General features: G+C 47.0%; 6 protein-coding genes. 1 reads left to right on the forward strand and 5 read right to left on the reverse strand.

Annotation, left to right across the window (positions count from 1 at the left end; all coding sequences use genetic code 11):
- Positions 1 to 575: 575 nt before the first annotated feature.
- Positions 576 to 2,489: a stalk domain-containing protein gene (locus MKY98_RS23565; RefSeq protein WP_029514531.1), complete on the reverse strand. Its 1,914-nt coding sequence runs from the start codon at positions 2,487 to 2,489 to the stop codon at positions 576 to 578.
- A 49-nt stretch (positions 2,490 to 2,538) separates the two neighbouring features.
- Positions 2,539 to 3,783 carry a S1C family serine protease gene (locus MKY98_RS23570; RefSeq protein ID WP_029514532.1) on the reverse strand — a complete coding sequence of 415 codons (1,245 nt, stop codon included), beginning with the start codon at positions 3,781 to 3,783 and terminating at the stop codon, positions 2,539 to 2,541.
- Between the two features lie 359 nt (positions 3,784 to 4,142).
- Between MKY98_RS23570 and MKY98_RS23575 the strand changes: the two genes are divergently transcribed.
- Positions 4,143 to 5,768 carry a nitrite/sulfite reductase gene (locus MKY98_RS23575; RefSeq protein ID WP_039271414.1) on the forward strand — a complete coding sequence of 542 codons (1,626 nt, stop codon included), beginning with the start codon at positions 4,143 to 4,145 and terminating at the stop codon, positions 5,766 to 5,768.
- A gap of 113 nt (positions 5,769 to 5,881) precedes the next feature.
- Here the strand turns inward: MKY98_RS23575 and MKY98_RS23580 are convergent, their stop codons facing one another.
- The 3 genes from MKY98_RS23580 to uvrB all read right to left on the reverse strand — a co-directional run bounded on the left by MKY98_RS23580 (position 5,882) and on the right by uvrB (position 12,524).
- Positions 5,882 to 7,093 (reverse strand): hypothetical protein, encoded by a 1,212-nt coding sequence (locus tag MKY98_RS23580; protein WP_029514534.1) that lies wholly within the window; start codon positions 7,091 to 7,093, stop codon positions 5,882 to 5,884.
- A 405-nt stretch (positions 7,094 to 7,498) separates the two neighbouring features.
- Complete coding sequence (gene uvrA / locus MKY98_RS23585) at positions 7,499 to 10,360, reverse strand: excinuclease ABC subunit UvrA (RefSeq protein ID WP_029514535.1); 2,862 nt, start codon at positions 10,358 to 10,360, stop codon at positions 7,499 to 7,501.
- 172 nt (positions 10,361 to 10,532) lie between these two features.
- Positions 10,533 to 12,524, reverse strand: coding sequence for an excinuclease ABC subunit UvrB (gene uvrB / locus MKY98_RS23590; RefSeq protein ID WP_029514536.1), 1,992 nt, complete (start codon positions 12,522 to 12,524; stop codon positions 10,533 to 10,535).
- Positions 12,525 to 12,530: the final 6 nt, after the last annotated feature.

Below are 12,530 nucleotides of genomic sequence, written 5' to 3' on the forward strand. Positions count from 1 at the left end.
ATTTGCGGCATAGTTATTCTTATCTTGTAACTAATCTAGTGTACCAGACTGCGTCCCAAGCTTCTACACTTTCCAAGCGATTCCTCGTAAAAAACTCTTACCAAACCATACAAAAACACCTCCAATTCCGTCAAACGGAACTTTGGAGGTGAAGAATCCTATAGAACAAGAGGAACAACGTAGTAAAGGAAGCCAAATGGAGATGAAGACTGGCAACTTAGACGCGCTATTAAGCCTTACCTCGCCCTTTTAGAAAACGGCAGCCTTGTGCGGTACCAGCGTACTCGACAATGAATCCGAAAAAAGGCGTTCGCGTTCGCTGATCTAAGTACCGTAAATATCTGCCTTCGCTCTTCCCTGCTTACCTCACTCATCAAAAGATTGGTGGTATTTGGCGGGCGCCAGCGAAGCGGGCCATTTGAATCCGTAGAAGCGTCAGCGTTCGCCTTTGACCCGGGATTCTTACATATTAAATCCTTATACAATCCAAGAATCCCGGGTCAACAGCGATCGTAGGATCAAAAGGCACGCGTAGCGCTCTCACCATAACTCGCTAATCTCTTACCTACACCCTCTTACTTCACAAAATTAAACGAATTTAACGTCGAATCCAGTGCGTTAGACTGAATAGCCGTGTTGTTCGCATCATTCAATGTCGTTGTCACGGTATACGTTTTTCCGTCACGTTCTAAAACCAATTGGTGGCCTGTGTAGCCAATGCCTTCCTCGATACGATGGAATGTAAAGGACACTGCCGGAACACCAGCAAATGTTACGTCCTTAACCTCCTCAACTTTGAGGTTTTTGTAGTTCTTTGCTTGCTTATCGTAGAAGTCCTTGAGCTGGGATACCGTTAGTTCAAATGATTGGTCGTTGTCGATTTTGATGGAAAAACGTCCTCCGGTAAACTGGTACTCTACATCGCCCAATTCAAATTGATCGCTAATCGCGGTCCAATATCGTGGGATATTCACTGTATACTCATAGGCTTTTGACGTCTTTTTGACCGTTTTCGTTTTGTCTGTCAAATAGTCGTCTTCTTCCAACTGTCCAAAGTTACTCGCTACGGTTTGAAAATCGATTTGAAGCGAGGAAATGAGCGCGTTGAACTGATCATTTCCTTTGCTTACTTTTTCAGGCACTGCGTATTCAGCCAAGTAGCGGTATCCATTTTGCTGAATCAGCACATTGTACTCTTTGACCCATCCATCGCCAAAATTATAGCGGTACTCCTGTACTAACCCTTGAACGCCTGCAACCTCCAGCGGATACGTCTTCTGTGCCTCATAAGCCGTGGACACAAATGAATCGCTCAGCCATTTTTGCAGCTGCTGGCCCCAGTTCTCCAATTTTCCATCTGCTGGAGCTGAGGTTACTTTCACACGGAAGCTCGATCCATCATTACTTTCATATTGCATCCGTTGATCGTCCATTTTCCAGCCTGCGGGTATGCTGAGTGACACACCGTAGTCTGGATTCCCGGCCTCGCGTGTGCCTCCTACGACAGTAGACAAGTCTTTAATACTTTTATCCTGCGCATTAAAGGAGGTCTTGAAGGAATTTAAAAGTCCCGCATACTGGGCCAGATCTTTATAATTCGTTGCTTTAGCATCGGAAAAATAAACTACATACAATCGTCCGTTGTCATAGTACTGACGATTTTCCCACAGCACGCCGTCCCCATCCTTCGTAATGACACGAGCATAAGGTACCTTCGCTTTCGGGAAGGATTTTCGATCGATCACAGTTTCTCCCGTTTCCTTGGCTGCCTGCACCAATTGTTGCAGCAGATCGTCCGCATTCAGTGGAACCGGCTGTGACGCTGTGTGCACTTCCATATAATACGCACTGTTCTCGTCCATAAATGTGGAAATACTCTCATCTCCACCTCCCTGACCGATGACGAGCCCTGTTGGATAGTTCATAGACCAGTCATAGTAACTGTTCCCGATCTGTGTCTTACCCTCATCATTATCAATGTTCGGTGTCTCTTCAGCTACCGTGCCTGCCTCTTCTTGTGCTTCCATCCGAATAATGATTCCGGCACCATTCTTCTCCAACTTACCGCCAAGCCCTTCTGCTACTTGACGCAGAGGCACCATGAGAATACCTGATGACATTTCCGGTGGAGCTGGAAGTGTCACCTTGTGACCTCTCACCCACGCTGTACGGCTACCAATGGTTAGCGATACAACATGAGTTCCGCTAGTGATTTTAACCACATTATCTTCAGCTAATCGAATTTTGCTGTTAAATGCCTTTTTAAACACACCAGCCGGAACCATCAGTGCACCACTTTTGGAATACGGCTTCGTAATATTGGCATTATGACCGTTCACGATGGCTGTATTGCTGCCGCTTTGCAACCGTAATTCCAGCATGGTTTTATCATGATCTGCTGCAACTGCTGGCAAAGCGGAAAGCAGAAGGGACAATGCGACAGCGCCGACCCCCAGCTTACGCATCATTTTTCTTTGAATATGCTTCACAGTAAATCTCCCTTTAGCTTTATTTTATAGATTCAAGAGGCATTATTGTTCACTTTCCAGTAGTTGCTCCTTGAGCTGGCTCCGATGCTTCCTTAGAAGGCGCTACACCACCATCTTCAGCGGCTTCCGAACCGTTCGAATCTTCACTATCTTCTCCAGACTGAATGGACTCATAGATTTCACCATTATCCTGTGTCAGTACCAGCTTGCGCTTCACAATATCACCGTCAGACTGCATAAGTACACTCACCGTTTGACCTGGTTGATAGTTTTTAAGCAGTTCATTGACATCAATAGCGGAAGCTACACGCTTACCGTTAATACTATACAGCTCATCGCCTTCCTTGATTTTGGCCTGAACGGCATTGGCTGAAGTAATTTTCGTAACTTTCAAAGGATCCTCGGTAGGTAATCCGACGATAGCTGACCAGCTTTCTTCCAGCCCTAGACCAAGACTAGCGCGCCGAACCTCTCCGTATTTGAAAAATTGGCCGATGACATATTTCACCGTATCCGCCGGAATCGAAAAGCCCATATTTTCAATGCCGACCGCCGAGAATTTCATCGTATTGATCCCAATGACCTCACCCTTGAGATTGACCAGCGGACCGCCGCTGTTACCAGGATTGATCGCGGTATCACTTTGGATCAAACGATAAGCAGCGTTGACACCACGGTTCAGCCCGCTAACCACACCTGAGGTTGCCGAATTGCGAAGTGAAAAGGATATAGGCGTACCAATAGCCACTACCTGCTCCCCTACCTGTAGACTGTTCGTTGAAGCTGCCAAGGTAGCGGGTTTGAGGCCGCTTGCCTTGATTTTAACTAATGCCAAATCACTGATCGGATCGCTATAGCTGTCGGTGATTCCGTAAGATTTTCCGTCCGAGGTTACGACCACGGCATCACCTAATCCTTCGATAACATGCGCATTCGTCACAATCCATCCATCTGTACGAATGATGACACCCGTGCCGTGAGCCAGGTTGTATCGATCTCCTCCTGCTACGGTCTCTCCCGTGGCTGAACGGCCAATAATACCGACCACAGAAGGAGATACATTTTTAACCACCTGCGGCACACGACCGGCCGATAACGTATATGTACCATTTGCGCTGTTATATGCGCCGCTGGTTCCTAATGCCTTATTCATATCGCTTACGTTAACATAGACCCCACCATTAATGACTTTGGCCTTTAACGCAGTCCCACTGCTGGCTGCACCTGCCGTACCAGAAACACATAGAGCGCTGCCCAAAGCCAGAACAACTGCCCTTTTCCCCATCTTACGCATATACTCACCATTCCCTCTCTTACATGACCCTGTTCTATCAGTTAGTCCAAATCTACCATAGAGGGGACACGTATACAATCGCTTTAAGCCCTATCTTTTTCTAAAAGGCGCCGTTTGCTGCATCCCTGTCCTCTCATGCTATTTATATTATAAATTTTCCAAATCCTTATATCAAAAAAATAAGCAAAAACGATAAATAATCGTTATACCGTTTAGGTCATTCCTTCATTTACGGGCATAACCAACTATGATACCATCACATTATATCTTAGTTTTATTGTCGGAAATAAAGAATAAAATCATGAGTCCTCTATCCAAAACACTAAAGTATAAATAAGCACCTACAGGAGGTTAAAAGAATGGCCTACGAACCAATCTGGAACGCTCATCCCGATAAGCTTAACAAATTCGAGTTAGTCAAGCTGGAAAAGGACGGTCTCGACGTTATCCGTACCATTATTGAAAACTATGCCAACGAAGGCTATGACTCGATCTCTGCGGACGATATGGATCGTTTCAAATGGGCTGGGGTATATCAGCAAAAGCCCAAGGATGGTCATTTCATGATGCGAGTCCGCATCAACACAGGGATCATGACTTCAGCACAAGCACATGCACTGGCAGACATATCCGCGCTATACGGACGCGGTCTTGTGGACGTCACCACTCGCCAGGCGATTCAATTCCACTGGCTGACAGTCGAAAGCTTGCCCGATATTTTTGAAAGACTGGAAAAAGTCAACTTGTATTCCTTCGAAGCCTGTGGAGACTGCCCGCGTACCATTGTCGGTAATCCGCTGGCTGGTATTGATCCCAATGAATTGGTGGATACCCAAGAGATTGTAGATGAAGTAAACCGTTTTTTCTTATTAAATCGAGACTTCTCCAATCTGCCGCGTAAGTACAAAATGTCTATCTCCGGTAATACGTACAACAATGCACAGGCTGAAATTAACGACCTGTCCTTCACTCCGGCCACCAAGATCCTCGACGGAAAAGAAGTGATCGGCTTCCATGTGATGGTTGGTGGAGGTTTGTCCGCCAAGCCGCATATGGCACAGTCTCTGGATTTGTTTGTTCGTCCAGAGGAAGTGCTGAAGGTTGCTATTGCTGTCACCACCATTTTCCGTGATTACGGCTATCGGGAAAAGCGGCACCATGCTCGCTTGAAATTCCTGGTTGTCGATTGGGGCCCAGACAAATTTCTGGCTAAGCTCACCGAGTATATCGGTGAAATGCCCGGAAGAGGCGAGGACAAAACGATTGGCTGGCAAGCCGCCTATTTTGACGGTGTGCATCCTCAAGCCCAAAAAGGCCTGAACTATGTCGGTCTGAACGTGCCTGTCGGTCGCCTTAGCGCTGACGAGTTGCATGAACTGGCCGAACTGGCTGACCGCTATGGCGATGGTCAGATTCGTACCACGATGTCGCAAAATATTTTGCTGAGCGGCGTGCCGGATGAGCAAGTGGATGAACTACTGGAAGCTCCCGTGCTGCAACGCCTGACACCACGACCCAAGCATTTTATGAGTCGTACGGTATCGTGCACAGGAAATGAGTTTTGCAATCTGGCGATTGTGGAAACCAAAAAACGGGCGGTTGACGTTGCCGAGTATTTGGATCAGCACGTACAATTGGATGAAAAGGTGCGCATTCATTTTATCGGTTGCCCAAATTCCTGCGGTCAAAAGCATATTGCGGACATCGGTCTGCAAGGCTCGCTCATAAAGACACCGGAAGGCTTGGTCGACGCGTTCGACATCGCTGTCGGCGGAGCGCTTGGGGCAGGCGCCCAGTTTAACAAGGCGCTCAAAGGTCGCGTACGTGGGGATCAGGTTGGACCTGTGCTGGCGGAGCTCATTCTGTTCTACAAAGAAAACAGGAGCGCTGGCGAAAGCTTTTACGCATATGTACAGCGTGTAGGTATTCCGACTTTCCAGGAAAAGCTGTCTGCCATTTTACAGTCCAGCCACGTTGCATCCTAAATATAGAGCCTATTAACAGCCTGCTTGTATCCCATATACAAGCAGGCTGTTTCTTATCGCCATACAGCCCCGCAATATCGTCTCCCTCACTTTCACAAAAAAAAGACACCGGATTACTCCGGTATCAATATTTTTGCAAAATCAAGCACTGTCGGTTTATGAGCGCCTGTTGTAGATGTCACCACCGCGTAGCCTGAAGGTATCTTATATATCAATCCCGTATCATACCGGATGCCGAAGGAATTGTCCTCCTTATAATGAGTCCTCGTTTCCCACACCTTCGTACCGTTTTCTTTCAAGCCTGTAATGGTGATGCCATGCATCTTCGTCGTTTTCCCCAGTGGATCATATTGATCACTGAACTGGACATACAGCTGCTCCTCAGGCAGATACACCTGGTCAGCCCCGTAGTCCGCTGTATTGCTAAATAATTGCAGACTATTACTTAGCACCTGTGTACGCTTGCTGTTTCCTTTAAGCCCTGTTACAGCAATATGACCGCTCGGCAACTCACGTACTGCGGCAATTTCTTTACCTGATCCCAAGTCCAGATGGATGTCACGGATATCGCGACCATATACATCTGCTTGTACCCCCACGGGACCATCTGAGCTGTTCAAAAGCGCATAATATCCATTGTGACTGCCGACCAGCCAACCCGAGGTCACTCCGGCCGTCGTTCGATTCCATTGTATATCGCCAGTTTCAGTGTATTTGAGTACAGTGAAGGACTGTTCCGCAAGGTTCAGATAGGAGACCAGGAAACCGCCATCCTCCAGTGGCTCCAAGCCAACCTGAGAATCCTCCCCATGAGATATCAAGCCATCTGTGGGTAATGTTTTGGACCACAAGGTGTTTCCATCCTCGTCCAATCGTGAAGCCTGCAACTCTCGTATTCCGTTCGGTTTTGTATATTCAATCAGAAACAGCAAGCCACCATCCGACGTCTCCCGCTGGACTCCCCTGCTGCTTGTTCCAGGCTGTACGTTCAGATCCTGCTGATGTTTCCATACAGCCTCCACAGAACTGTCCAGCTTGCCATATGTGACGTGTACTACACTTGCTTCTGTATCGTCCTCGACGTTCAGCGTTAAAAACCCACCATTTGCTGTGGGTTGAATGTAATTGTGAGCGTTTCCTAAATCCTTAATACTGCCAATGGCCGCACTTGTTTCGATTTCGGCTTGTTTGGGCACAAACGCCTCGGACACCTCGGAGGCATAGGACGGTGCAGCACTATATCCCATCAAGCATGCCGCCAAAGCAGCTCCTGCTGCCCATGTATACACACGTGTACGTAAAACTCTACTTTGCTTAACCTTCAAGCGTTCCAGCTCCCTTCATGACTTCCTCAGAGATGTTGTATGAACCTTAGATGTGATAAAACTAGAGACGGTTTCGCTTCAACTTGTAATGGTGTCACGTGGGCACGGAACTTTGTATGATGCTATGACGATTTATATATTTACCTCTTCAAGTCCGAACCTAAACATCCAAAACTCCAAAATTTAGAGACTACTCAGAGACTTTCTGTCGATGAATATACGTATAGATTTATTATCCCAGCGCTTGGTAAACTACGTGTCACATGCTTTAACGCAGGAATTTGATAAAAGTTTTCTTTTTTTACAAAAAAAATAAAGCCCTGCCAAGGCGAAGGCATAAATACAGTAGTTCGTATTCTGCCTTCCTGCCTGTGCAGGGCTTTTAAAGCGTACGTTAAACGATATCTATAGATCGACTGTCTGAAGCGCTTGGCTACGCTCTGTATCCCGTTCAAGGATCGGCTTTAAGTATCGACCTGTATAGGATTCTTCGACTTTCACGAGTTGCTCCGGTGTCCCGGTAGCCAAGATCGTTCCACCGCCACTTCCGCCTTCCGGTCCCAAATCAATCAGATAATCGGCTGTTTTAATCACATCCAGATTATGCTCAATGACCAGCACCGTCTCTCCTGAATCAACCAAACGATGCAGCACCGTCAATAATCGATCAATATCGTGAACATGCAGACCAGTTGTCGGCTCATCCAAAATATAAATGGTTTTGCCTGTGCTGCGACGATACAATTCGGAGGCCAACTTCACACGCTGTGCTTCACCGCCAGACAAGGTAGTCGCAGGCTGACCCAGCTTGATATACCCCAAACCTACATCCATCAGCGTCTGGATCTTGCGATGAATCTTCGGAATATTTTCAAAAAACTCCGTCGCATCCTCTACCGTCATCTCCAGCACATCGGCAATACTTTTTCCTTTGTATTTAACCTCCAGGGTCTCCCGGTTGTAACGCTTGCCTTTGCACACTTCACATGGAACATACACATCTGGCAGAAAATGCATCTCAATCTTGATGATGCCGTCGCCTCTACAAGCTTCACAACGACCTCCCTTAACGTTAAAGCTAAAGCGGCCTTTCTTGTAGCCTCGTACTTTGGCCTCGTTCGTCTGCGAGAATAAGTCACGGATATCATCAAATACACCAGTATACGTTGCAGGATTGGAACGCGGTGTACGGCCAATTGGCGATTGATCGATCTCAACAACCTTTTCGATATGCTCTAGCCCGCGAATTTCTTTGTGCTGCCCTGGACGCACTCTCGCCCGGTTCAGATCACGCGCCAACGTTTTGTACAAAATTTCGTTGACCAGCGTCGATTTTCCAGAGCCGGATACACCAGTAACAGCCGAGAAAACACCCAACGGAATTTTGACATTCACATTTTTGAGATTGTTCTCCTTAGCTCCGCGAATCTCCAGCCACTTATCAGCAGGCTTGCGCCGCTCGGTATTGACCGGAATGAACTTGCGTCCGCTCAAATACTGCCCGGTTAAGGAATTCGGGTCTTCCATAACTTCCTGCGGGGTCCCCTGCGACATAATCATCCCACCGTGGATTCCAGCTCCCGGCCCGATATCAATGATATAGTCCGCCGCCATCATCGTATCTTCATCATGCTCCACCACGATCAAGGTATTGCCAAGATTCCGCATATGCTCCAAAGCACTAATCAGACGATCATTATCTCGCTGATGCAGCCCGATACTAGGCTCGTCCAAAATATAAAGCACACCCATCAGACTGGACCCGATCTGTGTCGCCAATCGGATACGCTGTGCCTCACCGCCTGACAACGTGCCTGCCGCACGGCTTAAAGTCAGGTATTCCAGACCCACGTTAACGAGGAATCCCAGTCGGCTGTTAATTTCTTTTAAAATGAGATTGGCAATCGACTTCTCCTTCTCACTCAGCTCCAGTGTATGGAAAAAGTTTGAGGCTTCACCGATAGACAGGGCTGTTACATAAGCAATATTGCGCTCTTGAATGGTTACCGACAGGCTTTCTTTTTTCAGTCGATGTCCCTTACAGGTGTTACATGGCTTTGCACTCATAAAGCCTTCAATAAATTCACGTATGCCCTCAGAAGCCGTATCACGATACCGACGCTCCAAGTTGGGGATAATCCCCTCAAAGGTCACATAGGCTTCCTTACGTTGACCAAAATCATTTTCATAGCGGAAACGGATCTTCTGCTCACCCGTTCCATGTAAAATGAGGTTCATTTGTTCTGTCGTCAATTGACTAACAGGAATGTCCTGTGGAATACCGTAGTGCTCGCATACTGACTGTAAAAATTGAGGATAATAAGTGGAAGTTCCCCCACTCCAAGCCTGAAACGCCCCATCTTCCACACTTTTTTCAGGATCGGGAATGAGCAAATCAGGGTCAACCACCATTTTAACTCCTAACCCATCGCAATCCGGGCAAGCGCCGAACGGACTATTAAAGGAAAACATCCGCGGAGACAGTTCATCTATGCTGAATCCACAAATAGGACATGCAAAGTTGGAGCTGAACCGCAACTCCTCTTGCCCCATAATGTCTACAAGCAACTGCCCGCCTGAAAGATTCAATGCCGTCTCAATAGAGTCAGACAGACGCGCACGCACATCTTCCTTGACAACGATGCGGTCTACGACCACTTCAATCGAGTGCTTCTTATTCTTTTCCAACTCAATCTTCTCAGACAATTCACGCAGTTCGCCATTCACACGTACCCGCACAAAGCCCTGCTTGGCTATATCCGTAAACAGTGTTTTATGCTCACCTTTGCGACCCGATACCAATGGAGCTAGGATTTGCAGTCGTGTCTTCTCAGGATACTGCAAAATGCGGTCTACCATCTGTTCGACGGTCTGTGACGTGATTTCAATGCCATGTTCAGGACAATGAGGATGACCCACCCGGGCAAACAACAACCGCAGGTAGTCATAGATTTCGGTAACTGTTCCGACAGTAGAACGCGGATTCCGACTTGTTGTTTTTTGGTCAATGGAAATGGCAGGAGACAGACCGTCAATCGAATCAACGTCCGGCTTCTCCATTTGCCCGAGAAATTGACGGGCATACGCAGATAAAGATTCCACATACCTCCGCTGCCCTTCCGCATAGATCGTATCGAAAGCCAGCGACGATTTACCTGAGCCGCTAAGCCCTGTCAGGACGACGAACTTGTCCCGTGGAATCGTCACGTCAATATTTTTGAGATTATGCGCGCGTGCGCCTTTGATGATGATGCTTTCATTCGCCAAATGTTTCATCTCCTTAGCCGTAGTTCACGTCATGCTATATCGCATTGGATTATCCCATGGAAGTGATATATCGCAAAGAGAACGACCACATAGGCCGCCCTCACTATTTTTAAAAGCAAAGCAATCAAACATTTTATTTTCATATGTTTTGCTTCTAGCTTATTCTCAATGTTTAATCAGCTCGCAACTCCAGCAAAGCATCACGCAGCTCGGCTGCCCGCTCGAACTGTAGGTTCTTGGCGGCGTCTTTCATCTCTGCTTCCAGACGCTGAATGAGTGATTGGCGCTCCTTCTTGGAAAGTTTACCCGTCTCATTAGGAAGGTAATCATTCTTCGATTCTGCCACCTTAGTTGCTTCAATAACATCACGAATCTTTTTACGTATGGTTTGCGGGGTAATCCCATGTTCTTCATTATACTGAATTTGAATCGCACGCCGACGTTCCGTTTCCTTTATCGCTTTATCCATAGAATCGGTAATCTTATCGCCGTACATAATAACACGACCGTCACTGTTCCGTGCTGCCCGTCCGATTGTCTGTATCAGAGAGCGCTCAGAACGCAGGAAGCCTTCTTTGTCTGCATCCAAAATCGTGACCAGAGATACTTCCGGCAAATCAAGACCCTCCCGCAAAAGATTGATCCCGATTAGCACGTCGAAGGTCCCTAGACGAAGATCCCGCAAAATAGCCATCCGCTCCAACGTCTTAATCTCGGAGTGCATATACCGGACCTTGATGCCTACTTCTTTTAAATAGTCAGTCAAATCTTCGGACATCTTCTTCGTAAGTGTGGTCACCAGCACCCGTTCTTCACGTTCTATGCGAAGCCGTATTTCATTAATAAGATCGTCAATCTGCCCCTTGCTCGGACGCACCTCAATAATCGGATCAAGAAGCCCGGTAGGACGAATAATCTGCTGCACCATCGTTTCGCACTTCTCCATCTCATAGGGTCCTGGAGTAGCTGATACATAGATAATCTGACTTACCTTGTCCTCAAACTCTTCAAACTTCAACGGGCGATTATCCAATGCAGACGGCAAACGAAAACCATGATCCACCAGTACATTCTTACGTGCTTGGTCACCGTTATACATGGCACGAATCTGCGGCAATGTAACATGGGACTCGTCAATGACGATCAGCATATCATCCGGGAAATAATCCATTAGCGTATATGGTGTTGCTCCTCGCTCACGGAATGTCAGTGGACCTGAATAATTCTCGACACCGGAACAAAAACCAACCTCTTTCATCATCTCGATATCATAGCGGGTACGTTGCTCCAAACGTTGCGCTTCTAACAGCTTCCCTTGCTCCTTCAACTCTGCTAACCGCTCTTCAAGCTCACGTTCAATGTTGACCAATGCTACCTTCATCGTATCCTCATGAGTAACGAAGTGAGATGCCGGGAAAATAGCAATATGATCACGTTCACCGATCAATTCACCTGTAAGCACATTAATCTCGGTAATTCGTTCAATTTCATCCCCGAATAGTTCTACACGTATAGCATGTTCCCCATGGGAAGCCGGGAATATTTCAACAACATCCCCCCGTACACGGAAAGTACCCCGCACGAAGTTGATATCGTTCCGCTGATATTGAATATCGACCAAGCGGGACAAAATCTGATTGCGGGGTTTCTCCATGCCAACTCTAAGCGAAAGCAGCAGGCTTGAATATTCTTTCGGCGAACCCAAACCATAAATGCAGGAGACACTCGCTACAATAATAACGTCACGACGCTCAAACAGAGAGCTTGTCGCTGAGTGGCGAAGTTTATCAATCTCCTCATTGATGCTGGAATCCTTCTCAATATACGTATCGGAAGACGGGATATATGCTTCCGGTTGATAGTAATCATAGTAGCTGACAAAATAATCGACGGAGTTATTCGGAAAGAATTCTTTAAACTCACTCGCCAGTTGAGCAGCCAAAGTCTTATTATGTGCAATAACCAGCGTAGGCCGATTTAACTTGGCAATGGTTTGTGCGATGGTAAACGTCTTACCTGTTCCCGTAGCACCCAATAGCGTTTGATGCTTCTTTCCTTCTGCAATTCCCTCTACCAATTCAAAAATGGCCTGGGGCTGATCGCCTTGAGGTTGGAATTCCGACTGAATTTCAAAAGTCTTATCGCTAACAACGATATCACTCATTGCCCT

Source organism: Paenibacillus sp. FSL M8-0228 (genome assembly GCF_038007385.1).
GTDB lineage: Bacteria > Bacillota > Bacilli > Paenibacillales > Paenibacillaceae > Paenibacillus > Paenibacillus polymyxa_D.